Source organism: Streptomyces sp. NPDC053541 (assembly GCF_044544705.1).
Lineage (GTDB): Bacteria > Actinomycetota > Actinomycetes > Streptomycetales > Streptomycetaceae > Streptomyces.
In genome coordinates, this window is the sequence record NZ_JBITXM010000001.1 from 236,398 (window position 1) to 259,533 (window position 23,136).

Genomic DNA, 23,136 nt, shown 5'->3' on the forward strand with positions numbered 1-23,136 from the left:
TACCCGCGCTCATGCCGGCACCGCCTTCCGGCGCACCAGCGTCACCAGGAACGGCACGCCGATCAGCGCGGTCATCACGCCCGCCGGGACCTCGCCCGGCGGGAACAGGATCCGTCCGATCACGTCCGACACGAGCAGCATCACCGGGCCGATCAGCGCCGCCATCGGCAGCAGCCAGCGGTGGTCGGTGCCGACCACGGCGCGCGCGATGTGCGGCACGGCCAGGCCCACGAAGGCGATCGGTCCGGCGGCCGCGACGCCGGCGCCGGTCAGCACGGTCGCGCCGACGCCGCCGACGATCCGCACGGTCGCCACGCGCTGGCCGAGGCCCTTGGCGACGTCCTCGCCGAGCGCGAGCGCGTCCAGACCGCGTGCCACGGCCACCACGAGCACCGCCCCGAGCAGCAGGAAGGGCCAGATCCGGGCCACCACCTCGGCGTCCCGGCCGTCCAGCGAGCCGATCTGCCAGAACCGGAACTCGTCGAGCGCGGAGGCCCGTGTGGTCAGGACGCCGGTGGTCACCGAGAGCAGCAGCGCGTTGACGGCCGCGCCGCCGAGCGCCAGCTTCACCGGCGTCGCCCCGCCCCGGCCGCGCGAGGCGATCGCGTAGACCGCGACGGACGCGAGCGCGGCGCCGGCGAAGGCGAACCACACGTACCCGGTGAGGGTGTGCACCCCGGCGAGGGCGATGGCGAGGACCACGCCGACCGAGGCGCCCTGGCTGATGCCGAGGATGCCGGGGTCGGCGATCGGATTGCGGGTGATGCCCTGCAGGGCGGTGCCGGCCAGTGCGAGGGCCGCGCCGACCATCAGGCCGATCAGCGTGCGCGGCAGCCGCAGCTGCCGCACCACCTCGGCGTCGTCGCCCGTGGCGCCGTGCAGGAGCGCGTCGATCACGGTGGCGGGCGGGACGGCACGGGCGCCGACCGCCAGGCTGAGCAGGACGGCGACGAGCAGGGCGACGACGGCCGCCGTGATCGCGACGACGCGCCGGCCGGCGCGTCGGGAACGTGGGGCGGACATGGGCACGAGGTTAGCCAAGGCTTCGCTAAGTCAAGACGGCGGGCCGGGGTGATTCGAACATACGGGCACAATGGCCGGCATGGACATCTCCGGTGAGGCACCCACGGACGCCGCCCCGACCTCCGCGGACGCCACGGCCCCTCTGGCCCCGAACGGCGCCACCGCCCCCACGGTCGGCTTCGACCTCGATCTGACCCTGCTCGACACCCGCCCGGGCATCAAGGCCGCCTTCCAGGCCTTCTCCGCCGACGTCGGCGTCCCGATCGACGCCGACCTGGTCGTCTCCCGGCTCGGCCCGCCGCTGGCGCACGAGCTCGCCCACTGGTTCCCCGAGGAGCGCGTCCCGGAGATGGTGAAGCGGTACCGCGCGTTCTACGGGGTGCACGCCATCGAGCCGACCGTCCCGATGCCCGGCGCGCGGGATGCGATTCAAGCCGTATCCGAGGCGGGCGGCCGGACCCTCGTGGTCACCGCCAAGAACGAGCCGCACGCCAAGCTGCACCTCGCCCACCTCGGCATGGAGCCGGACGCCGTCGTCGGCGACCTGTGGGCCGAGGGCAAGGCGGAGGCGCTGCGCGCGCACGGCGCGACCGTGTACGTCGGCGACCACGTGGGCGACGTGCGCGGGGCGCGCACCGCCGGCGCGCTCTCGGTCGCCGTGGCCACCGGCCCGTGCGCCCCGGAGGAGCTGCGCGCCGCCGGCGCGGACGTGGTCCTCGCCGACCTGACGGACTTCCGCCCCTGGTGGGAGGGGTACCTGCGGGGTCTGCGGGGCGGCGGGGCCGCCTAGCGGGACTGTCCGGTCGCCGCCTGCACGGCCCGCGCGCGGCGCCGGCCGGCGGCGATCGAGCGCAGCACTCCGGCGCCGGCGACGAGGAATCCGACGCCCATCAGCATCGACACCAGATAGGCGACGGTCGGGAACGGATCGGTGCCCAGGAACAGCGGGGCCACCGTGACCAGGGTCGCGACCGCGCCGACGAGGAAGAGGATCGCACCGGCCCGGACCAGGCCGTCGCCGGGCGCGCTGTCGTGCGCCGGGTCCGTGGGGGTTTCACTACGCATTCGGCCAGGGTAGTTCCCAGGCCGGGGGGAACGGACCGGAGACGTCTTGTCACCGGGCCACATCCCATTAGCCTGGGTGCCGGCGGGTCGGTGACCCGCTGTAATTCTTTCCAGAATTCTTCTCAGAGTTTTCCACAGGGCCGGGACCCCGGCGCACCCATCGAGTACGAGGACGAGGAACGGACGTGCCTACCGGCAAGGTCAAATGGTTCAACAGCGAGAAGGGCTTCGGCTTTCTCTCCCGCGACGACGGCGGCGACGTCTTCGTGCACTCGTCGGTGCTGCCCGCCGGAGTCGACGCCCTGAAGCCGGGTCAGCGCGTGGAGTTCGGCGTGGTCGCCGGACAGCGCGGCGACCAGGCGCTCTCCGTCACGGTCCTCGACCCGACCCCGTCCGTCGCCGCGGCGCAGCGCCGTAAGCCCGACGAACTGGCGTCCATCGTGCAGGACCTCACCACGCTCCTGGAGAACATCACGCCGATGCTGGAGCGCGGCCGCTACCCCGACAAGGCGCACGGCAAGAAGATCGCCGGCCTGCTCCGGGCGGTCGCCGACCAGCTCGACGTGTAGGTCCCCCCGCGCGCCTAGGGGAAGCGCAGCGCGTCCGGGCCGAGGGGCGGCACGAGTCCCTCGGCCGCGGCGCGGGTGAGCAGGCCGCGGACCGCCGCGTAGCCGTGCTCGCCGAGGTCCGCGGTGAACTCGTTGACGTAGAGGCCGATGTGCTGGTCGGCCACCTTCGGGTCCATCTCCTGCGCGTGTTCGAGGACGTACGGGCGGGAGGCGGACGGGTCGTCCCAGGCCATCCGCACCGAGGCGCGGGCCGACTCGGCCAGCCGCCGCAGCATGTCCTCGCCCAGCGAGCGCCTGGCGACGATCGCGCCCAGCGGGATCGGAAGCCCGGTGGTCCGCTCCCAGTGCTCGCCCATGTCGGCGAGCGCGTGCAGCCCGTAGTTCCGGTAGGTGAAGCGGGCCTCGTGGATGACGAGCCCGGCGTCCACCTTGCCGTCCCGCACCGCGGGCATGATCTCGTGGAAGGGCAGCACGACCACCTCGCCGACCCCGCCGGGCACGCTGTCCGCGGCCCACAGCCGGAACAGCAGATAGGCCGTCGAACGCTCGCTCGGCACGGCGACCGTCTTCCCCGCGAGGTCCGCCGGGTCGCCCGCCTCCCGGGTCAGCACCAGCGGCCCGCAGCCGCGCCCCAGGGCGCCGCCGCAGGGCAGCAGGGCGTACTCGTCGAGGATCCACGGCAACACCGCGTACGAGACCTTCAGGACGTCGTACGGGGCGTCGCCGGCCTCCGCCCAGCCGTTGGTCAGGTCGATGTCGGCGAAGGTCACGTCGAGGCGCGGGGCACCGGGGACCCGGCCGTGCGCCCAGGCGTCGAAGACGAAGGTGTCGTTCGGGCAGGGCGAGTAGGCGATCTTCAGCTTGGGCACGAGGGGAACTCCTCCGGCTCCACGAGGGCGGTCACGAAGACGGTGCTGCCGAGCCGCCCGAAGGCCTCGCGCAGCGCGGCCAGGGCTTCGCCGATGCGCCAGGCGGCGCGGTCGCGCGGGCCGACGGCGTTGGACACGGCCCGCACCTCGACCGCCGGCAGGCCGAACGCGGCGGCCGCCTCGGCCACTCCGAAGCCCTCCATCGCCTCGGCGACGGCGCCCGGGTGACGGGCCGCCAGCTCGGCGGCGCGCGCGGCGGTGCCGGTCGCGGTCGAGACGGTGAGCACCGGGCCGACGACGGCGCCCGGCAGGGCGCCCGCGATCCGTCCGGTGAGGGAGGCGGGCACGGGGTGCGCGGAGCGGCCGAAGCCGAGCTCCTCGACGGAGAGGTAGCCGCCGGGCGTGCCGGGGCTCTGCGCGCCGAGGTCGGCGGCGACGAGGGCGTCGGACACGACGACGGTGCCGATCGGGGCGTGCGGGAGGAAACCGCCGGCGATCCCGGCGGAGACGACGAGGCCGTACGGGCGGCCCGCGGCCTCGGCCCGGCCCAGCGCGGCGGCGGTGGCCGCGGCGACGGCCGCGGGCCCGACACCGCCCACCAGGACGTCCACGTGCCCCGGTCCGGCGGTGGGTGTCGCGAGGCCGGCGGCGACGGAGTCCGCCTCCGCCGCCACGGCCGTCACGACGAGGATCCGGTGGATCAGGAGTCCTTCTTCTTCAGCTCGAAGTGCCAGATGCCGGTCACCGACTTGCCGGTGTTCTCGACGATCGTGACCTGCGTCTGGCTGGTCGCCTCGCCCGTCTGGGTGGAGAAGAAGGCGCTGGCCGGGATGGTCCGGTACGTCTTCGTGTACGGCTCCGGCTCGGCCGCCTGGCCGCCCAGGAAGATCGTCCAGCCGTGGTCGGCGATCTCCGGGTCGACGCCGAAGCGCACCTTGTCCGTCGGGTCGACGGAGATGGTGTGCTCGGACTTCTTGTTCAGGCAGGAGGCGATCTGCTTCTCCGCGATGGGGTCGCCGTCGTTGTAGCAGGCGGCCTCGGAGTTCACCGACGAGGACCCGACCGTCACGGTCGCAACCGGGGTCGGCTTGTCACAGGCGGAGAGGACGAGGAGCCCCGCGGAGACGGCCCCGAGGGCCACGGCGGCCCGGCGGCGCTTACGGGTCAGGAACGCAACGGTCATGAGCCGAAGGCTATCGGGCCCCCGCGTCCCCGCCACTAGGGGGTACGGCGTGCCGCGCGCGAGGCCACCCTCGGGGCCCCCGGGGGCCCCGTCACGCCACCTTCTCCTTGTCGGCCCCGCTCCTGCGCCCGGGCCGGCGGGCCGCCGCCAGCAGGCCCCGCACGGCCAGCAGCCAGCCGAGGCCGAGGATGCCCGCGGCCACCGCCATGCCGACCGTGCCGTTCAGCGGCAGCGAGATGCCGATCGCGCCGCCCACCACCCAGGCCATCTGCAGCGCCGTCTCCGAGCGGGCGAAGGCCGAGGTGCGCACCGACTCCGGGACGTCGCGCTGGATCAGCGCGTCCAGGGACAGCTTCGACAGGGCCTGGGTCAGGCCCGCGACCGCGCCGAGCACCGCGACCATCGGGCCGCCGAAGAAGACGGCGGCGAGCACCGCCGTCCCGAGGACGCAGGACAGCATCGTGGCGATGATCACCTCGGGCCCGTGGCCCCGGTCCCGCAGCAGCGAGCCGACCGCCGTCCCGCACGCGTTCCCGATGCCCGCCGCCACCGCCACCATGCCGAGCGACACCGCCGCGCTCTGCCCCGGCAGCGGGTGCACCCGCAGCAGGAAGGCCAGGAAGAAGATCAGGAAACCCGACAGCATGCGCTGCGACGCGTTCGCCTGGAGCCCGTGCAGGACCGCCGGGCCGACCGTGCGCAGGCTGGGCTTCTTCTCGCCGTGGGTGAGCAGGTGGGCCCGCCGCTCGCCCTTCGCCGAGTCCACCTTGTGCGGCATCCGCAGCGCCCAGTACGTACCGAGCAGGAACAGCGCGCACGCCCCGTACAGCGGCCAGCCCGGCCCCACCGTCTGCAGCCCGGCGCCGATCGGCGCGGCGATGCCGGTGGCGAGCAGGCCCGCGAGGGTGACCCGCGAGTTGGCCTTCACGAGGGAGAAGTTCGGCGGCAGCAGCCGGGGCACGACGGCGCTGCGCACCACCCCGTACGCCTTCGAGGCCACCAGGACGCCCAGCGCCGCCGGATAGAGCTGGAGCCCGCCGGTCGCGACCGCGCCGGACATCAGGACGGCGAGCACCGCCCGGGTCACCATCGCGCCCGCCATCGCCGCCCGCCGGCCGTGCGGGATCCGGTCCAGGAGCGGGCCGATCACCGGGGCGAGCAGGGTGAAGGGGGCCATCGTGATGGCCAGGTAGAGCGCGACCCGGCCGCGGGCCTCGTCGGTCGGCACCGAGAAGAAGACCGTGGAGGCGAGCGCGACGGTGATCATGACGTCGCCCGCGCCGTTCACGGCGTGCAGCTCGATCAGCTTGCCGAGCCCCGACTCGCCGGCCCCGTGGGCGTGCGTCGCCTTCCTGATGCCCTTCGCGGTGCCCGTGAAGGGCAGGTGCAGGGCGCGGCCCACCGCCCGGCCCGCTCGGCTGAGCGGCCCGGCATGATCGTGGGATCGTGCGGAAGACCGTGCGGCTGCCACTCCGTCATAGTGCCCCACGCGCCGGTCGTACGAACCGTTGACAGGGCCCGGCGGCCCCGGCGCGCGGTCCGCGATGCGGGCCACTTGGGGCGCGCAGGTGGGCTGAGCGCTGCGAACGGGGTAGCGTGCGTAGCGCGCCACCGGCGGATGTCCTCGGCCGCGCGCCTCTTCGGCATCCCGCAGAATGGATGACGATAGGTGTGCCCGAGACACGCGAGAAGCACGAGAGACATGTCGGGCGTGGACGTCGATGCGGCCCTCTGGTCCGCTCCGCCCGCGGCCCCGTAGCTGCTCCCGTCCGCTCCCGCCCCTCGGCCGGCGCACCCGTGAGACGGCGTAGGAGAGAAGCGAGACCTGTGAGTGCTGCGACGAGTGCCGCGACGACGCGAAGCCGTGCCGGGCGAGCCGCGCGTACCCCTGACCGTCTGTGCGCCGAGGCGGTAGACCTCGCCAGGGAGGCCGCCGACGAGGCCGCCGCGCCGGGCGTGGTCGGCGAGCACGTGGGCGTCGTCGCCGAGGGCGACCGGGTCGTCACGCACTTCTTCGAGGCGAAGGAGCCCGGCTACCGCGGCTGGCGGTGGGCCGTCACCGTGACCCGCGCCTCCCGCGCCAAGAACGTCACGCTTGACGAAACCGTCCTGCTGCCCGGCCCCGACGCCCTCCTCGCGCCCGAATGGGTGCCGTGGAGCGAGCGGCTGCGGCCCGGCGACATGGGCCCCGGCGACCTGCTCCCCACCGAGCAGGACGACCTGCGCCTGGAGCCCGGCTACTCCGGCGAGGACGCGCCGCCGCCGAACTCGGCCGTCTCCGAGGAGATGACGGAGCACCTCGACGAGGAGGACGCCGAGCTGACCTCGCGCACCACCTCGCGGGGCGCGATCGCGGCCGTCGCCGAGGAGCTCGGCATGCGCCGCGCCCGGGTGCTGTCCCGCTACGGCCTGCACGTGGCCGCCGACCGCTGGGACGAGGCCTTCGGCGCCAAGACCCCGATGGCCCAGGCGGCCCCCGCGTCCTGCGTCACCTGCGCCTTCCTGGTGCCGATGGCCGGCTCCCTGAAGCAGGCGTTCGGCGTCTGCGCCAACGAGTTCTCCCCGGCCGACGGCCGGGTCGTCTCCCTCGCGTACGGCTGCGGCGGCCACTCCGAGGCCGCCGTCATGCCGAAGCCCCCGCGCCCGGCCCCGCCGGTCCTCGACTCGATGGCCGCCGACGAGTTCCCGCTCCGCCCGGCCCGCGACTCGGGCTCCACGACGGAGGCGGACGAGTCCTCGGAGGACCTGGGCCACTCGTAACGGCCCCGCGCCCTCGCGCGCGGGCGCCCCGCCGCGCGCACATCGCTCCACGCGGTACCTTCGGGCACCGGCCGGGATTCGGAACCGGTCGGTACCCCGAGAACGAACCGTCCCGCAGAGTGGAGTCAGACGTGAGCGTCAGCGTCAGGACGTCGACCGACGGAACCGATCCCTTCGGTACCGCACGGCTCCGCAGGAGCGTGCTCGACGCGTGGGCGGCCGGCGGGGCCCGCTTCCGGGAGGACGCCAACGCCGAGGAGGACCTGGTCCTCGGCGGCTACCGCGACCGCCTCGTCGTCGAACTGGCCCAGAACGCCTCCGACGCCGCCCGCCGCGCCGGCGTCCCCGGCCGGCTCCGGCTCACCCTGCACCCGGCCGGCGCCGACGGCCCGGCCGTCCTCGCCGCCGCCAACACCGGCGCCCCGCTCGACGCCACCGGCGTCGAGTCGCTGTCCACCCTGCGCGCCTCCGCCAAGCGCTCCGAGCCCGACACCGCCGCCGGCACCGGCGCCGTCGGCCGCTTCGGCGTCGGCTTCGCCGCCGTCCTCGCCGTCACCGACGAACCCGCCGTCCTCGGCCGCCACGGCGGCGTCCGCTGGTCCCTCGCCGAGGCCCGCGAGCTGGCCGCCGACGTGGCCCGGCACAGCCCGGGCCTCGGCGACGAGCTGCGCCGCCGCGACGGCCACGTACCGCTCCTGCGCCTCCCGCTGCCCGCCGAGGGCACCGCCCCCGACCCGTACGACACGGTCGTCGTCCTGCCGCTGCGGGACGGCGCCGCCGAGGTCCTGGCCCAGCGGCTGCTCGACGCCGTCGACGACGCCCTGCTGCTCACGCTGCCCGGCCTCACCGAGGTCGTCGTCGAGACCGCCGACGGCACCCGCACCCTCACCCGCGCCGACCACGACGGCTACACCCACATCACGGAGACCGACACCGCCGCGGCCGCCGCCGACTCCCCGACCGTCACCCGCCGCTGGCGCACCGTCAGCCACGCCGGGCCGCTCGACCCGGCGCTCCTCAAGGACCGCCCCACCGAGGAGCGGCTGCGCCCGCACTGGGCGGTCACCTGGGCCGTACCGGTCGACGCGGACGGCGCGCCGCAGCCCCCGCGCACCGCGCCGGTCGTGCACGCGCCGACCCCCACCGACGAGCCGCTCGGCATCCCGGCGCTGCTCATCGCCTCCTTCCCGCTCGACACCGCCCGCCGGCACCCGGCGCCCGGACCGCTCACCGACTTCCTCGTGCACAAGGCGGGCGAGGCGTACGCGGAGCTGCTCGCCGACTGGCAGCCGGTGGCCACCGGCACGCTCGACCTCGTCCCGGGCCCGCTCGGCAAGGGTGCGCTCGACGGGGCGCTGCGCGCCGCCGTCCTGGAGCGCCTGCCCCGGGTCGCGTTCCTCGCGCCGGCCGTCGCCTCGGAGGAGCTGCCCGCGCTGCGGCCGATCGAGGCGGAGGTCGTGGAGGGCGCGGGCGCCGAGACCGTCGCCGTGCTGGCCGAGGTGTTCCCGACCCTGCTGCCGGCGGGCCTGGAGCGCCGGACCGAGCTGCGCACGCTCGGGGTGGGCCGGCTGCCGCTCACGGAGGCGATCGACCGGCTCGCGGGCGTCGACCGGGCGCCGGAGTGGTGGTGGCGGCTGTACGACTCGCTGGCCGGCGTCGACCCGGACCGGCTGACCGGCCTGCCGGTGCCGCTGATGGGCCCGGCGCACGAGCCCCCGCCGGTCGCCGCCGACGGGGACGAGCCCCCGCAGCCGGCCCGCGTCCGCACCACCATCGGCCCCCGCCAGGTCCTCCTGCCGCAGGAGCACACCCCCGTCGACCTGGTCCGGCTCGGCCTGAAGGTCGCCCACCCGGACGCCGCCCACCCGGTCCTGGAGAAGCTCGGCGCCGTGCCGGCGACCCCGCGCGCGGTGCTCACCACCCCGCAGGTGCGGGCGGCGGTCGCCGCCTCGCTCGACGCGGGCGAGATCTGGGACGAGGACGCCGACACCCCGGACGCGGACGAGCTCGCCGAGACGGTGCTCTCCCTCGTACGGGACGCGGACCTGGCGCCCGGCGACGAGCCGTGGCTCGGCGCGCTCGCGCTGCCCGACGAGGACGGGGAGCTGGCCCCGGCCGGCGAACTCGTCCTGCCCGGCTCGGACTTCGCGTCCGTCATGCGCGAGGGCGAACTCGCCTTCGTGGACGCCGAGCTGGCCGAGCGCTGGGGCGAGCAGCCGCTCGCCGCGTGCGGGGTGCTGGCCGGCTTCCAGCTGGTGCGGACCACCGACCTGGTCCTCGACCCGGACGAACTGGAGCCGCGCGAGGGCGACTTCGCGGAGCCGGACGACGCCGGGCTGCTCGACGCGGTCGACGTGTGGTGCGAGGACGTCCTCGACCGGCTGCCCGAGACGCCGGTGCCGCCGGTGGCCACCGAGATCGTGGCCGTACGGGACCTGGACCTGGTCGACGACGACGCCTGGCCGCGGGCGCTCGCGCTCCTCGCGCGGCCGCCGCTGCGGGACGCGCTCACCCAGCCCGTACGGGTGCTGCTGCCGGACGGCACGACGGAGACCGTCCGCTCGTACACGGCCTGGTGGCTGCGCGACCACCCCGTGCTCGACGGGCGCCGCCCGGCCGGCCTGCGGGCCGCCGGCACCGACCCGCTCCTCGCCGGGCTGTACGACGCGGCCGACGCGACCGGCTTCGAGGACGAGCAGGTGCTGCGGGCCCTCGGGGTGCGCACCTCGGTGGCCGCGCTGCTCGACGAGCCGGGCGGCGCCGCCGAACTGCTCGGCCGGCTCGCCGACCCGTCCCGCGAGGTCACCGGCGCCCAACTGCACGCCCTCTACACGGCCCTGGCCGACCTCGACCCCGAGCAGGTGACGCTGCCGGACGAGCTGCGGGCGGTCGTCGACGGCGAACTCGTCGTGGTCGACGCGGCCGACGCGCTGGTCGCCGACGCCCCCGACCTGCTCCCGCTCACCGCCGGCCTGCCGCTGCTCCCGGTCGCCCCGGCGCGGGCGGCGGAACTCGCCGAGCTGTTCCAGGTGCGCCGGCTGAGCGAGGCCGTCGAGGCCGAGGTCACGACGACCGGCGAGGAGCACGAGGTCCCGCGCTCGGTGCACGCCCTGCTGGGCCCGCGCACCCCGGCCAGCTACGTCGAGCACGAGGAGCTCCGCGCCGCCGGCACCGAACTCGACTGGCGCCGCACCCCGGACGGCGTCGTCCACGCCGCCACCCTGGAGGGCGTCGCCGCCGGCCTGGCCTGGGCGGCCGGCCAGTGGCCCCGCCGCTTCGAGGTCGCGGCCCTCCTGGAGGACCCGTCCCGCACGGCGGAGCTGGCCCGGGACCGCTGGTTCGACTGACGCCGCACCCGGAAACAGGCCCTGTTACTCCCGCGCCGGCAGCCCCATCGGGTTCGGGAAGGGCAGCGTGCCCGAGGCGAGGATGTCGGCGGTCACGGGGGTCAGCAGGGTCAGCATGCGGGCGGCCTCCGTGGGGGTGAGGGCCGTCGTGTACGGGCGGGCCGCCAGGGTGTCCGTGCGGGACTCGACGTGGGTGCGCAGGGTGCGGGCCGTCGGGGTCGGGCGGGCGTCCGGGGTGAGGAGGCCGCGGGTGGTGAGGCGGGTGGTGGCGGAGCGCCAGTCGTCCTCGGACCAGCCGCGGTTGGCGCGGAGGGTCTCCGGCGGCACGCCCTCCGCCGCCGCGAAGAGGACATGGGCCTCGCAGCCGTCCAGGCCCTCCGCCGCGAGGACCGCCACGTGGCCGTCGCCGCGGTGTTCGCGCAGCGCGGTCGCGGCCTGCCACAGCGCGGCCACCGGGTCCTCGGGCGCGGGCACGTCGCGGTTGGCGGCGAAGAGCGGGCGGCCGGCGGCGTCCGCGGCCGCCACCACGCGGGTAAGCAGCGGCAGCAGCTCGGCCGCCGCCCCGGTCGCCGACGGCGCCGTGCGCCGCAGCGCCGCCGCCGCGCCCGCGGCCCGGGCGCGCAGCACCGCCTCCGGCGCGGCGAAGCTCCAGGCGTCCGGCACGGCCCGCCGCACCATCGCCGGGTGGAAGTTGTAGAAGGCGGCCTCCACCACCGCCGCCGGCACCGGCCCCAGCGGCGCGGCCCGCGCGCCGAAGTAGCCCATCCAGAAGCCCCGCAGCCCGACCTCGCGGTGCGCCGCCAGGCACTCGGGGGCGAAGTACGTCACCGCGTGCACCGGCTCCAGGGCCTGCCAGGCCCGCCGGGCGAAGGCGGCGCCGTCCGAACCGCCCGTGTTCACCGGGCCTCCTGCCTCATCCGGCGCAGTGCCGCGCGCGTGCGCGGCCGCGGCGACGGGGTGCGGTCGCAGCCGCAGGGGGAGTGCCCGTCATACGTGAGGCCGGCGGCGAGCACCGCGGCCACCACCGACCAGGCGGCCCGGTCGCGCCGCGGCGGTGCGGCGAAGTCGCGGCCCGCGCGGGCGAGCGGCCCGCCGCAGCCGGGGCAGGGCGCCGGCCGGTCGAGGCGGACGAAGCGCTTGAAGGAGAGCCGGCAGGAGACGCACACGTAGTGCGGCTTGTAGGTCTTCTCCGCGTAGAAGCACATGCGCCAGACGCTAACTCCCGTACGTCACCCGGGGAAGCGGCACCTTCCTCCCCCCCCCCCCCCACGCGGGCAGGCGCCGGGCGCCCGCCCCTTCACGCGGGGAAGCGCCGCCCCACCCACCGCCACGCGAACTCCAGCACCGCCGCGCCCGCCGCCGCGATCGCCACCGCCGTCCACGGCAGCGTCACGCCCACCAGCTTCAGCGCGAAGAAGTCCTGCAGCCAGGGCACCATCAGGACCAGCAGGAAGGCGCCGCCCATGGCCGCGACCAGGGCGATCCGCCACCAGGTGTAGGGGCGGGCGATGATCGCGAGGACCCACATGGAGACCAGGAAGAGGGTGAGCGTCGCCGCGCTCGTCTCCGCTTCGAGGGCGCCCGGGCCGGTGTAGTGGTGCCGGGCCAGCAGATAGGTGGCGAAGGTGGCCGCCGCCGCGATCACGCCCGCCGGGATCGCGTACCGCATCACCCGCCGTACGAAGTGCGGCCTGGCCCGCTCCTTGTTGGGCGCGAGCGCGAGGAAGAAGGCCGGGACGCCGATGGTGAGCGTGGACAGCAGGGTCAGGTGCCGGGGCAGGAAGGGGTACTCCACCTGGCTGACCACCACCAGGATCGCCAGCAGCACCGAGTAGACCGTCTTCGTGAGGAACAGGGTCGCCACCCGGGTGATGTTGCCGATCACCCGCCGCCCCTCCGCGACCACCGACGGCAGCGTGGAGAAGGAGTTGTTGAGCAGCACGATCTGCGCCACCGCCCGGGTCGCCTCCGAGCCGGAGCCCATGGACACGCCGATGTCGGCGTCCTTGAGCGCGAGGACGTCGTTGACGCCGTCGCCCGTCATCGCGACCGTGTGCCCGCGCGACTGGAGCGCCGCGACCATGTCCCGCTTCTGCTGCGGGGTGACCCGGCCGAAGACGGCGCCCTCGTCGAGGACCTCCGCCATCGCGTCGCGGTCGGCGGGCAGCGTGCGCGCGTCCACGGTGCGCTCCGCGCCGGGCAGGCCGAGCTTGCCGGCGACGGCGCCGACGGAGACCGCGTTGTCGCCGGAGATCACCTTGGCGGCGACGTTCTGCTCGGCGAAGTACGCGAGCGTGTCGGCCGCGTCCGGCCGCAGCCGCTGCTCCAGGACGACCAGCGCGGTCGCCCGCGCGTCCTTCGCCACGTCCGGCGCGTCGAGCTCGCGCTCCGTACGGGCGAGCAGCAGCACCCGCAGTCCCTGCTCGTTGAGCCGGTCGGCCTCCGCGAGGGAGGGGTCCCCGGCCGGCAGGAGCACGTCGGGCGCGCCGAGCAGCCAGCTGGAGTTCTCGCCGTCGCCCTCGCTGAACGCCGCCCCGCTGTACTTCCGCGCCGACGAGAACGGCAGCGACTCCGTGCACCGCCAGTCCACCGAGTCCGGGTAGGCGTCCACGATGGCCTGGAGGGAGGCGTTGGGCCGCGGGTCGGACTCGCCGAGCGCGCCGAGCACCTTCCGTACGTACGCCTCGTCCGCACCGTTCAGCAGGTGCAGCCCGGTCACGTCCATGCCGCCCTCGGTGAGGGTGCCGGTCTTGTCGAGGCAGACGACGTCGACCCGGGCCAGGCCCTCGATCGCGGGCAGCTCCTGCACCAGGCACTGTTTGCGGCCGAGCCGGATCACGCCGATGGCGAAGGCGACGGAGGTGAGGAGGACGAGTCCCTCCGGGATCATCGGGACGATGCCGCCGACGGTGCGGGCGATCGAGTTCTTGAAGTCGTTGTCCTTGACGACCAGCTGGCTGATGACGAGCCCGAGCGCGGTCGGGACCATCATCCACGTCACGTACTTGAGGATGGTGGAGATGCCGCTGCGCAGCTCGGAGTGGACCAGGGTGAAGCGGGACGCCTCCTCGGCGAGCTGGGCGGCGTAGGCCTCGCGGCCGACCTTGGTGGCGGTGAAGGCGCCGCCGCCGGCGACGACGAAGGAGCCGGACATCATCCGGTCGCCGGGCTTCTTCACGACCGGATCGGCCTCGCCGGTGAGCAGCGACTCGTCGACCTCCAGGCTGTCCGCCTCGGCCACCTCGCCGTCGACGACGACCTTGTCGCCGGGCCCGAGCTCGATGAGGTCGCCGAGGACGATCTCGGAGGTGGAGATCCCGGCGGAGACGCCGTCCCGGCGGACCGTCGGCTTGGCCTCGCCGATGACGGCGAGTCCGTCGAGGGTCTTCTTGGCGCGCAGCTCCTGGATGATGCCGATGCCGGTGTTGGCGATGATCACGAAGCCGAAGAGGCTGTCCTGGATCGGCGCGACGAAGAGCATGATCACCCACAGCACGCCGATGATCGCGTTGAAGCGGGTGAAGACGTTGGCGCGGACGATGTCGGCGGTGGAGCGGGAGCTGCGGACGGGGACGTCGTTGACCTCCCCGCGCGCGACCCGCTCGGCGACCTCGGCGGCGGTCAGCCCGTGTGGCCGGTGGACGACGGGCGCGGCCTCGGCCTCCGCCCCGGCCTTCGCCCCGGCCTCCGCCCGGGCGTCGCTGCCGTAGGGGTCGATCTTCGCCTGCTGCGTCATGTTTTCGACGGTACGACCGGACGCGGCCGCCCACCCGCCGAGAAGGCCCAGGATCAGACCGGGGGAGGACGGAAATCCTGCCCTGGTGCTACGGCGCTCCCTAGGGGACGGATCGGCCTCGGGCTGGTGCTCCGGGGGTCAGCCCCGCTCGGCGTCCGCCGTCTGCCGCGCCGCGTGCCGCTTGATCGCCGCGTCGCGCTTGCGCACGTACCAGATGCCGATCAGGCCGAGCCCGGCCCCGGCCAGGCAGGTCCACACCCACCAGGTGAGGTCGCGGTCGTCGAACCAGCCGTAGAAGGGGAGCTGGACGAGGAACAGGACGAACCAGAGGATCGTGCCGCCCGTGATGGTGGCGACGACGGGCCCCTCCAGGGGCTCGGGTGCCTCGTGCTTCGGTGTCCACTTCGCCATGGGCTCAGTCTAGGCCGCCGCTCTTGGGCCCTCCGTGGGGTCTACGCGCGGAGATGGACTCCTCCTCGTTCATGTGTTCATACTGAAACGGTTTGCCTCTGGACGGTTCCCTTCGTATGAACCGCCAAATTGACCATACGAGGACAACCCATGAGCACCACGGCCGCCCCCGAGGCCACGTCTTCCCCCGAGCCCTCCGCGCCGCCGCAGCGGCCCGCCTCCGGGCTCGACCGCTTCTTCCGGATCTCCGAGCGCGGCTCCACCGTGGGCCGCGAGGTCCGCGGTGGTTTCGCCACCTTCTTCGCGATGGCCTACATCATCGTGCTGAACCCGATCATCCTCGGCAGCGCCAAGGACATGTACGGGCACCAGCTCGACGGCGGCCAGCTCGTGACCGCGACCGTCGTGACCGCGGCCTTCTCGACCCTCCTCATGGGCGTCATCGGCAACGTGCCGATCGCGCTCGCCGCCGGTCTCGGCGTGAACACGGTCGTCGCGCTCCAGCTGGCGCCGAAGATGTCCTGGCCGGACGCCATGGGCATGGTCGTGCTCGCCGGCATCGTCGTGATGCTGCTCGTCGCGACCGGTCTGCGCGAGCGCGTGATGAACGCCGTCCCGGTCGGCCTGCGCAAGGGCATCGCGATCGGCATCGGCCTCTTCATCATGCTGATCGGCCTGGTCGACTCCGGCTTCGTCTCGCGCATCCCGGACGCCGCCCACACCACCGTCCCGCTGCAGCTCGGCGGCACCGGGCACCTCACCGGCTGGCCGGTGCTCGTCTTCATCCTGGGCACCCTGCTCACCCTCGCGCTGATCGTGCGCAAGGTGCCGGGCGCCATCCTCATCTCGATCGTCGTGATGACGGTGGTCGCGATGGTGGTCAACGCCGTCGCCGACATCCCGTCCTGGGGCCTGACCACCCCGGAGTGGCCCGGCAACCCGGTGGCGACCCCCGACTTCGGCCTGGTCGGTCAGTTCAGCCTGTTCGGCGGCTTCCACAAGGTCGGCGTGCTGACCGGCGTGCTCTTCGTCTTCACGGTGCTGCTGTCCTGCTTCTTCGACGCCATGGGCACGATCCTCGGCGTCGGCGACGAGGCGAAACTCATGGACGAGAAGGGCAACTTCCCGGGCATCAACAAGGTCCTGCTGGTCGACGGCCTCGCGGTCGCCTCCGGCGGTGCCACCTCGTCCTCGGCCACCACCTGCTTCGTGGAGTCCACCGCCGGTGTCGGCGAGGGGGCCAGGACGGGCCTCGCCTCGGTGGTGACGGGTGCGCTGTTCTCCGTCGCGCTGTTCCTCACGCCGCTCGCCACGATGGTGCCCTCGCAGGCGGCGACCCCCGCCCTGCTGGCGGTGGGCTTCCTGATCCTGGCCGGGTCGATCAAGGAGATCGACTGGAGCGACCACACCATCGCGATGCCGGCCTTCCTGGCGATGGTGATGATGCCGTTCACCTACTCGATCACCAACGGCATCGGCATCGGCTTCATCGCCTTCAGCGTGCTGCGGCTCGCGGCCGGCCGCGGCCGGGAGGTCCCGGTGGCGATGTACGTGGTCTCGGCGGTCTTCGTCTTCTACTACGCGATGCCGGCGCTGGGCCTGACCTGATCGCGGGCGCGGTCGGGGGCGGGCGGGTCGGCCGATCCGTCCCCCGGACCGTAGAACTTCTCCGTCTCCTCGACGGCGGACTTGAACCGCTCGTCGAAGTCCTCACGAATGAGCGTCCGGACGACATAGTCCTGGACGCTCATTCCTCTTTTTGCGGCGTGTCCGCGGAGCCGTTCGAGCAGCTCTCCGTCGATGCGCAGGCTGAGCACGGTCGAATCCATGCCCGTCAGGTTCGCGCCACGGAAGGGCCCCGTGCGTCACTTTCCGGATCCATCTCACTCGTTTGGGTGACAGATTGCGACGGATGGTTTTCGATCCCGACCCCTTCGGTTCGCGCGGGGGATCGGGGGGCGCGGGGCGGCCGGCCGGGACCGGTGGGGCGCGCGTGGGGCGATTGGTCTTTAGCGAGAGTAATGAGTTACGCTAAGGACATGCCTGACCTGTCCCACGGCACCGCCGACGACGCCGCGGCCGTGAACGCACTCCGCAGCGCCGTCATGCGCCTCGGCCGACGCCTCAAGCACCAGCGCGTCGACGAATCGCTGAGCCCCACCGAGATGTCGGTGCTCGGCACCCTGTCGCTCTGCGGCTCGGCCACCCCCGGTGAGCTGGCCCGCAAGGAGCACGTCCAGCCCCCGTCGATGACCCGCATCGTGGCGCTGCTCGAAGCCAAGGGCCTGGTCAGGCTGGAGCCGCATCCCGACGACCGCCGGCAGAAGGTGGTCAGCCAGACCGAGCGGGCCGAGGCCATGCTCGAAGAGTCCCGCCGCAAGCGGAACGCCTGGCTGGCCTCCCTCGCCGAGGGTCTGGACGAGGACGAATGGGCGAAGCTGCGCGCCGCCGCCCCGGTCCTGGAGAAGCTCGCGCACCTGTAGACCCGAGGCGCCGAGGAGGCGACGCACTTTGAGTACGGGACCCGGAGCAGACTCCGCACCCGTCCACAAACCCACCACCGACACCACCCGCCCGGGCAAGGGGACCTTCTCCTCGCTCAGGATCCGGAACTACCGGCTGTTCTTCACCGGAGCGATCGTCTCCAACACCGGTACGTGGATGGCCCGGATCACCCAGGACTGGCTGGTCCTGAGCCTCACCGGCTCCGCCGCCGCCGTCGGCGTCACCACGGCCCTGCAGTTCCTGCCGATGCTGCTGTTCGGTCTGTACGGCGGCGTCATCGCCGACCGCTACCCGAAGCGGCGCCTGCTCCTGGTCAGCCAGGCCGCGCTCGGCCTGTGCGGACTGACCCTCGCCGTACTGACCCTGAGCGGACACGTCCAGGTCTGGCACGTCTATCTGATCGCCTTCCTGCTCGGCATGGTCACCGTGGTCGACAACCCGACCCGGCAGTCCTTCGTCTCCGAGCTGGTCGGACCGGCGCAGCTGCGCAACGCGGTCTCGCTGAACTCCGCGAACTTCCAGTCCGCGCGGCTGATCGGCCCCGCCGTCGCCGGCGTCATGATCGCCTCGATCGGCAGCGGCTGGGCCTTCCTCCTCAACGGCCTGTCCTTCCTCGCGCCGGTCGCCGCCCTGCTGCTGATGCGCACGAGCGAGCTCCACAAGGTGGAGCGCGCCCCGCGCGGCAAGGGCCAGCTGCGCGAGGGCCTGCGGTACGTGGCGGGCCGGCCGGACCTGATCTGGCCGATCGTCCTCGTCGGCTTCATCGGCACCTTCGGCTTCAACTTCCCGATCTGGCTGACCGCCTTCTCCGAGGAGATCTTCCACGTCGGCGCCGGTACGTACGGCTTCCTCAACACCCTCATGGCGGCCGGCTCGCTCGTGGGCGCCCTGCTCGCGGCCCGGCGCGGCTCGACCCGGCTGCGGATGCTGGTGATCGCGGCGGGCGTGTTCGGCGTCCTGGAGGTCGCGGCGGCCCTGTCGCCGTCCTTCTGGCTGTTCGCGCTGCTCCTGGTGCCGATCGGCATGATCGGCCTGACGGTCAACATCAGCGCCAACTCGGCCGTCCAGATGGCGACGGACCCGGTCATGCGGGGCCGGGTGATGAGCCTCTACATGATGGTCTTCGCCGGCGGCACCCCGATCGGCGCGCCGCTGCTCGGCTGGGTCACCGACACCTTCGGCCCGCGCGTCGGCTTCGCCACCGGCGGCCTGGTCTCGCTCGCCGCGGCGGCCGCGATCGGCCTGATCCTGGCCCGCGTCGGCGGCCTGCGCCTCGCGATGCGCTGGCACCACGGCCACCCGACCCTCCGCTTCGTGCCGCAGGAGCGCCGGGAGAGCCTGGCGACGGCGGCGTGACGGGCTGACGCGTGCGGGTGCGCGTACGGGGCGGGTGGTCCTCCGGGCCCCCGCCCCGTGTCGTACCCGACCCGTCCCGTACCCCGCCCCGATGCGCACGACGGTCCCGATGCGCACGACGTCGGGGGAGCCTCCGTCAGACCCGGCGCTCCAGGACCTGGCCCGGCCAGTCGCCGACCGTGAAGGCGTCCGTGGGGGTGAAGCCCTGGCGTTCGTAGTAGCGGACCAGGCGGCCCTCGCTGCCCGCGTAGCAGTCGACGCGCAGGAGGGAGACGCCCGCCCGGCGGGTCTCCTCGGCGGCGTGGGCGAGGAGGGCGGCGCCGACGCCGTGGCCGTGGCGGCGCCCGTCGGTGGCCAGATAGCGCACGTACCGCTCCGGCTCGGCCGCCGGCGGCACGTAGGCGCCCGGCTGCGGGGTGAGGGTGAGCGTGCCGACCGGCACGCCGTCGATCTCCGCGAGCCACGGCTCGCCCTCGGCCACCAGCTCCTCGATCGCCTCCACCGTCTTCGGCCGGGCGCTGAACGGCTCCGTGCCCCACTGTGCGGTGATCCCCCGCTCGTTGAGCCAGACCACCGCGCTGTCGAATATCGCCAGCATCGCGGGCACGTCCGCCGGCCCGGCCCGCCTGATGTCGATCATGTTCCCGGTATCCATCCCGCGAGGATAGGCGGTGTCACACTCGGGGCATGAGGCTCTTCGCCGCCGTCCTGCCCCCGCCCGCCCAGCTCGCCGAGCTCGCCCGCGAGGTCGACCGGCTCGCCCACCTGCCCGGCGCCGGCCGGCTGCGCTGGACCTCGCGGCCCGGCTGGCACTTCACGCTCGCCTTCATGGGCGAGGTCGACGACGCCCTGCTCCCCGACCTCCACGCCCGGCTCGCCCGCGCCGCCCACCGCACCGCGCCCTTCCCGCTGCGGCTGCACGGCGGCGGGCACTTCGGGCGCGCGGTGCTGTGGACCGGCGCGGCGGGCGGCCTCGACCAGCTGCGGCTGCTCGCCGACCGCGCCGAGGCCGCCGCGCGCCGGGCCGGCGTCCCGATGGACGAGCACCGCGCCTACCACCCGCACCTCACCGTCGCCCGCTCCCGCGCGCAGGACGTCGACCTGCGCCCGCTCGTCGCCGCGCTCGCGCCCTTCGAGGGCAGCCGCTGGGAGGTCGCCGAGCTGGCCCTGGTCCGCAGCCATCTGCCCGCCGGCGGCCGGCCCGGTGAGCAGCCCCGCTACGAGACGGTCGCCGCATGGGCGCTCGGCGGCGCGGGTTAACCTCGAAGGGTGGACCCGAAGACCCGTAACCGGATCATGGCCGGTGTGCTCGTCCTGATGTTCGCGATCATCGCGGTGACCTCGTTGGTGGGCGGCCAGTAGCGCAGGCGGCACCTCCGTCACCCCTTGCTTCGAGTGGACTCCAGGCAGTTGGCTTGGACGCCATGGAGTACACGCAGCTCGGACGCACGGGACTCACGGTCGGCCGGATCGTCCTCGGGACGATGAACTTCGGACCACAGACGGACGAGTCCACCAGCCACGCGATCATGGACGCCGCGCTCGACGCCGGCCTCAACCTCTTCGACACCGCCAACGTCTACGGCCAGACGGCCGGCAAGGGCCGCACCGAGGAGATCATCGGCTCCTGGTTCGCCAAGGACCCGGCGCACCGCGACAAGGTGGTGCTCGCCACCAAGGTGTACGGGAACATGGCCGAGGGCTCCGGCCCGGTCTGGCCCAACCACGACCGGCTGTCGGCCGTGAACATCCGGCGGGCCGTCGAGGCCAGCCTGAAGCGCCTCGGCACCGACTACATCGACGTCTACCAGTTCCACCACATCGACCGGCGCACCCCCTTCGACGAGATCTGGCAGGCCGTCGACACCCTGATCCAGCAGGGCAAGATCCTCTACGCCGGCTCCTCCAACTTCCCCGGCTACAAGATCGCCCAGGCGAACGAGGCCGCCGCCCGCCGCGGGATGGTCGGCCTGGTCAGCGAGCAGTGCCACTACAACCTCTACGAGCGGCGCGCCGAGATGGAGGTGATCCCGGCCGCCCAGGAGTACGGGCTGGGCGTCATCCCGTGGTCCCCGCTGGCCGGCGGTCTGCTCGGCGGCGTGCTCGGCAAGGAGGTACGGGGCGGGCGCCGGGCCGGCGGGCGCACCGCCGAGCGGCTCGCCGACCCGGTGGAGCGCGCCCGCGTCCAGGCGTACGAGGACCTGCTCGCCAAGCACGGCCTGGACCCGGCGGAGACGGCGCTGGCCTGGCTGCTCACCCGCCCGGGCGTGACGGGCCCGATCGTCGGCCCGCGCACCCCGGAGCAGCTCGCGGGTGCCCTGCGGGCGCTGGAGGTCGAGCTGAGCGAGGAGGTCCTGACCGCACTCGACGAGATCTTCCCGGGCCCGGGCCCGGCCCCGGAGGCCTTCGCCTGGTGAGCGCGTCGCCCTGACGGAGGGCCCCTCTGCCCCCGCCCGGCCCTGAGGGCCCCTCAGGGCCGGGTCAGGCCCCGCCGAGCCAGCTCGTCGCGTCGAGGCGGAAGGTGGTCTCGGCGGGGACGACCGCGCGCAGGGCGGCTTCCAGGTCGCGGACGCGGTCGGGGCCGAGGCGCGCGGCCCAGTCGGCGCGCAGCTCGTCGAAGACGGCGGCCGAGCGGCTGAGGGCGTCGATGCCGTGCGGGGTGAGCCGGACGAGCTTGCGGCGGGCGTCGGCCGGGTCGTCGGCGCGGGCCGCGTAGCCGAGGGCGAGCAGCCGGTCGACGGTCTTGCCCGCCGCCTGCTTGGAGACCCCGAGGCGCCGCCCGATGTCGCTGGCGGTCGCCCCGTAGGGGCTGGCGGCGATCGCCTGGAGGGCGAAGCCGTGCGCCGGGCGCATGTCGGGGTGCCCCTGCCGGGCCAGCTCGGCGTGCAGGCGCTCGATCAGGGTGCGGAAGCCGGCGAAGAGGAGCAGCGGCAGCTCGAAGCCGGGGGTCGCGTCCTCGTTCGAGGGAACCCCCTTGCCCGGATCGACAACCTGGTTTACGTTTTCCTCGTCGACATGGTCAACCATGTTGTCCATCCTATCCGGGGGAGTCACCTTGCCGCAGACAGCCGGGACCGCCGACATGTCCGCCCGTACCGCCCGCGCCGTCGCGCTCCTGAAGGAGTCGCCGCACACCCTCGACGGCTTCCTCAAGCTCAGCGAGATCTTCGAGTCCACCACCCTGGACCCGCACTCCCGCGAGACCGTCGTCCTCACCGTCGCCGAGCGCAACCAGTGCCACCTGTGCGTCGACATGCACGAGGGCAAGCTCGCCGCCCTCGGTCCGGCGCCCGCGCCCGAACGGCTCGCCGCCGTACGCCGGTTCACGCTCCAGGTGCTCGCCGCCTCGGGCGCGGTCTCCGACGCCGACCTCGACGCCTTCCTCGCCCACGGCTACACCCGGCAGAACGCCCTGGAGGTCGTCCTCGGCATCGGCACCTACACCGTCTCGACCTTCGCCAACCGCCTCACCCGCGCCGCCTGAGGCCCATCCCGTCGGCTGAGCCCTGTCCGGCCTGTCCGGCCTGTCCGGCCTGGCCGGCGTACGGTCCGCCCACGCCCCAGGCCTGGTGCAGCGCGTCCGCGAAGGCCGCCGCCAGCTTGTGCTCGCCGCTCGGGCCGGGGTGGGTGCCGTCGTAGGTGTCGGCGTGGATGTCGTACGACTCCGGGACCGTCCCGAGGAGCAGCGGCGAGGCCGCCGAGTCCAGGTCGGCGACCGTCTTCGCGAGGAGTTCGTTGAAGCGCTCGCACTCGGCGGCGAAGGGCGCGTCGTACTCGGCCCGCACGTTCGGGATGACCGGCAGCATGACCACCCGGACGTGCGGGTTCGCGGCCCGCGCGGCGGCCAGGAAGGCGCGCACGTTCCCGGCCGTCTGCTCGCTGTTGGTGTAGAAGCCGAGGTCGATCAGGCCCAGCGAGACGAGCAGCACGTCGGCGCGGGTCCGCGCCACCGTCTCCCCGATCAGCGGCGCCATGTGCAGCCAGCCCTCGCCCCAGCCGGCCAGGTGGCGGCGGGCGCCGGCCGGGAAGGCCGGGTCGGCGTAGGCCTCGGAGGTCGCGGCGTCGTCGGCCGGCTCGTACAGCGCGGTCCGCGGGCCGGTGATCTCGTACGCGCCGGGCCCGGGCAGCACCGATTCCAGGTGCCGCCACATCCGGTACCGCCAGGTGAAGTCGCCGGCGCGTCCGATGGTCATGCTGTCGCCGACGAACAGAAAACGCATGGTCGACATCATCACCGACGCCCCGGCGGGCGACAGCCGCCCGGCGACGTGATCCCGGACACCAGCCGGCCCGCGCCGCCACCATGGCAGGC

At 74.0% G+C, this 23,136-nt stretch carries 24 protein-coding genes; 10 read left to right on the plus strand and 14 right to left on the minus strand.

The window, feature by feature from the left end; translation table 11 throughout:
* Positions 1 to 9: 9 nt before the first annotated feature.
* Positions 10 to 1,023, minus strand: coding sequence for a FecCD family ABC transporter permease (locus ACIGW2_RS01245; RefSeq protein WP_391652741.1), 1,014 nt, complete (start codon positions 1,021 to 1,023; stop codon positions 10 to 12).
* A 79-nt stretch (positions 1,024 to 1,102) separates the two neighbouring features.
* Here ACIGW2_RS01245 and ACIGW2_RS01250 point away from each other — a divergent pair, with 79 nt between their 5' ends.
* A complete protein-coding gene (locus tag ACIGW2_RS01250; protein WP_361574621.1) occupies positions 1,103 to 1,813 on the plus strand; it encodes an HAD family hydrolase in 711 nt (236 codons plus the stop codon).
* On the opposite strand, the gene ACIGW2_RS01255 is transcribed toward ACIGW2_RS01250, so the two are convergent.
* Positions 1,810 to 2,088 carry a hypothetical protein gene (locus tag ACIGW2_RS01255; RefSeq protein ID WP_391652739.1) on the minus strand — a complete coding sequence of 93 codons (279 nt, stop codon included), beginning with the start codon at positions 2,086 to 2,088 and terminating at the stop codon, positions 1,810 to 1,812. The genes ACIGW2_RS01250 and ACIGW2_RS01255 overlap by 4 nt on opposite strands.
* A gap of 185 nt (positions 2,089 to 2,273) precedes the next feature.
* Here ACIGW2_RS01255 and ACIGW2_RS01260 point away from each other — a divergent pair, with 185 nt between their 5' ends.
* Positions 2,274 to 2,657, plus strand: coding sequence for a cold-shock protein (locus ACIGW2_RS01260; protein ID WP_126886708.1), 384 nt, complete (start codon positions 2,274 to 2,276; stop codon positions 2,655 to 2,657).
* Positions 2,658 to 2,671: 14 nt separating this feature from the next.
* On the opposite strand, the gene ACIGW2_RS01265 is transcribed toward ACIGW2_RS01260, so the two are convergent.
* The 4 genes from ACIGW2_RS01265 to ACIGW2_RS01280 form a co-directional block, all read right to left on the minus strand.
* Entirely contained in the window at positions 2,672 to 3,526 is an 855-nt protein-coding gene (locus tag ACIGW2_RS01265; protein ID WP_361574627.1) for a 1,4-dihydroxy-6-naphthoate synthase, read from the minus strand.
* Positions 3,514 to 4,230: a futalosine hydrolase gene (locus ACIGW2_RS01270; RefSeq protein ID WP_391652946.1), complete on the minus strand. Its 717-nt coding sequence runs from the start codon at positions 4,228 to 4,230 to the stop codon at positions 3,514 to 3,516. The genes ACIGW2_RS01265 and ACIGW2_RS01270 overlap by 13 nt, the downstream gene beginning before the upstream one ends.
* Entirely contained in the window at positions 4,227 to 4,709 is a 483-nt protein-coding gene (locus ACIGW2_RS01275; protein ID WP_356061048.1) for a DUF2771 domain-containing protein, read from the minus strand. Before ACIGW2_RS01275 ends, ACIGW2_RS01270 begins: the two co-directional genes overlap by 4 nt.
* Positions 4,710 to 4,800: 91 nt before the next feature.
* Positions 4,801 to 6,180: an MFS transporter gene (locus tag ACIGW2_RS01280; RefSeq protein ID WP_399840482.1), complete on the minus strand. Its 1,380-nt coding sequence runs from the start codon at positions 6,178 to 6,180 to the stop codon at positions 4,801 to 4,803.
* Between the two features lie 356 nt (positions 6,181 to 6,536).
* On the opposite strand from ACIGW2_RS01280, the gene ACIGW2_RS01285 reads away from it, so the two are divergent.
* Positions 6,537 to 7,469: a DUF3027 domain-containing protein gene (locus ACIGW2_RS01285; RefSeq protein WP_361574633.1), complete on the plus strand. Its 933-nt coding sequence runs from the start codon at positions 6,537 to 6,539 to the stop codon at positions 7,467 to 7,469.
* Positions 7,470 to 7,588: 119 nt separating this feature from the next.
* Entirely contained in the window at positions 7,589 to 10,816 is a 3,228-nt protein-coding gene (locus tag ACIGW2_RS01290) for a sacsin N-terminal ATP-binding-like domain-containing protein (RefSeq protein WP_391652737.1), read from the plus strand.
* A 24-nt stretch (positions 10,817 to 10,840) separates the two neighbouring features.
* Here ACIGW2_RS01290 and ACIGW2_RS01295 read toward each other — a convergent pair whose 3' ends face one another.
* The 4 genes from ACIGW2_RS01295 to ACIGW2_RS01310 form a co-directional block, all read right to left on the minus strand.
* Positions 10,841 to 11,716, minus strand: a complete 876-nt coding sequence (locus tag ACIGW2_RS01295) for a hypothetical protein (protein WP_399840484.1) — start codon at positions 11,714 to 11,716, stop codon at positions 10,841 to 10,843.
* A complete protein-coding gene (locus ACIGW2_RS01300; RefSeq protein ID WP_391652734.1) occupies positions 11,713 to 12,021 on the minus strand; it encodes a hypothetical protein in 309 nt (102 codons plus the stop codon). The genes ACIGW2_RS01295 and ACIGW2_RS01300 overlap by 4 nt, the downstream gene beginning before the upstream one ends.
* 92 nt (positions 12,022 to 12,113) lie before the next feature.
* Positions 12,114 to 14,552, minus strand: a complete 2,439-nt coding sequence (locus ACIGW2_RS01305; RefSeq protein ID WP_399840485.1) for an HAD-IC family P-type ATPase — start codon at positions 14,550 to 14,552, stop codon at positions 12,114 to 12,116.
* A 138-nt stretch (positions 14,553 to 14,690) separates the two neighbouring features.
* Positions 14,691 to 14,963 carry a DUF2530 domain-containing protein gene (locus tag ACIGW2_RS01310; protein ID WP_391653356.1) on the minus strand — a complete coding sequence of 91 codons (273 nt, stop codon included), beginning with the start codon at positions 14,961 to 14,963 and terminating at the stop codon, positions 14,691 to 14,693.
* Between the two features lie 150 nt (positions 14,964 to 15,113).
* On the opposite strand from ACIGW2_RS01310, the gene ACIGW2_RS01315 reads away from it, so the two are divergent.
* Entirely contained in the window at positions 15,114 to 16,571 is a 1,458-nt protein-coding gene (locus ACIGW2_RS01315; RefSeq protein WP_391653354.1) for an NCS2 family permease, read from the plus strand.
* Here the strand turns inward: ACIGW2_RS01315 and ACIGW2_RS01320 are convergent.
* The gene (locus ACIGW2_RS01320) at positions 16,541 to 16,792 is read right to left on the minus strand and encodes a hypothetical protein (protein ID WP_391653353.1); all 252 of its coding nucleotides are present in this window, start codon (positions 16,790 to 16,792) and stop codon (positions 16,541 to 16,543) included. The two genes, ACIGW2_RS01315 and ACIGW2_RS01320, sit on opposite strands and share 31 nt — an antisense overlap.
* A gap of 210 nt (positions 16,793 to 17,002) precedes the next feature.
* Here ACIGW2_RS01320 and ACIGW2_RS01325 point away from each other — a divergent pair, with 210 nt between their 5' ends.
* Both ACIGW2_RS01325 and ACIGW2_RS01330 read left to right on the plus strand, forming a co-directional pair.
* Entirely contained in the window at positions 17,003 to 17,446 is a 444-nt protein-coding gene (locus ACIGW2_RS01325) for a MarR family transcriptional regulator (protein WP_356061067.1), read from the plus strand.
* 28 nt (positions 17,447 to 17,474) lie between these two features.
* Positions 17,475 to 18,824: an MFS transporter gene (locus ACIGW2_RS01330; RefSeq protein WP_391653352.1), complete on the plus strand. Its 1,350-nt coding sequence runs from the start codon at positions 17,475 to 17,477 to the stop codon at positions 18,822 to 18,824.
* 136 nt (positions 18,825 to 18,960) lie between these two features.
* Here the strand turns inward: ACIGW2_RS01330 and ACIGW2_RS01335 are convergent, their stop codons facing one another.
* Entirely contained in the window at positions 18,961 to 19,479 is a 519-nt protein-coding gene (locus ACIGW2_RS01335; RefSeq protein WP_399840488.1) for a GNAT family N-acetyltransferase, read from the minus strand.
* A 32-nt stretch (positions 19,480 to 19,511) separates the two neighbouring features.
* On the opposite strand from ACIGW2_RS01335, the gene thpR reads away from it, so the two are divergent.
* Both thpR and ACIGW2_RS01345 read left to right on the plus strand, forming a co-directional pair.
* Positions 19,512 to 20,084, plus strand: coding sequence for an RNA 2',3'-cyclic phosphodiesterase (thpR, locus tag ACIGW2_RS01340; protein WP_391653351.1), 573 nt, complete (start codon positions 19,512 to 19,514; stop codon positions 20,082 to 20,084).
* 164 nt (positions 20,085 to 20,248) lie between these two features.
* The gene (locus tag ACIGW2_RS01345) at positions 20,249 to 21,241 is read left to right on the plus strand and encodes an aldo/keto reductase (RefSeq protein WP_356061075.1); all 993 of its coding nucleotides are present in this window, start codon (positions 20,249 to 20,251) and stop codon (positions 21,239 to 21,241) included.
* A 64-nt stretch (positions 21,242 to 21,305) separates the two neighbouring features.
* Here the strand turns inward: ACIGW2_RS01345 and ACIGW2_RS01350 are convergent, their stop codons facing one another.
* Positions 21,306 to 21,860 carry a MarR family winged helix-turn-helix transcriptional regulator gene (locus tag ACIGW2_RS01350; RefSeq protein WP_399840491.1) on the minus strand — a complete coding sequence of 185 codons (555 nt, stop codon included), beginning with the start codon at positions 21,858 to 21,860 and terminating at the stop codon, positions 21,306 to 21,308.
* 46 nt (positions 21,861 to 21,906) lie between these two features.
* Here ACIGW2_RS01350 and ACIGW2_RS01355 point away from each other — a divergent pair, with 46 nt between their 5' ends.
* Positions 21,907 to 22,308 (plus strand): carboxymuconolactone decarboxylase family protein, encoded by a 402-nt coding sequence (locus ACIGW2_RS01355; RefSeq protein ID WP_399840918.1) that lies wholly within the window; start codon positions 21,907 to 21,909, stop codon positions 22,306 to 22,308.
* On the opposite strand, the gene ACIGW2_RS01360 is transcribed toward ACIGW2_RS01355, so the two are convergent.
* Positions 22,292 to 23,044 carry a GDSL-type esterase/lipase family protein gene (locus ACIGW2_RS01360; RefSeq protein WP_399840493.1) on the minus strand — a complete coding sequence of 251 codons (753 nt, stop codon included), beginning with the start codon at positions 23,042 to 23,044 and terminating at the stop codon, positions 22,292 to 22,294. The genes ACIGW2_RS01355 and ACIGW2_RS01360 overlap by 17 nt on opposite strands.
* Positions 23,045 to 23,136 lie beyond the last annotated feature (92 nt).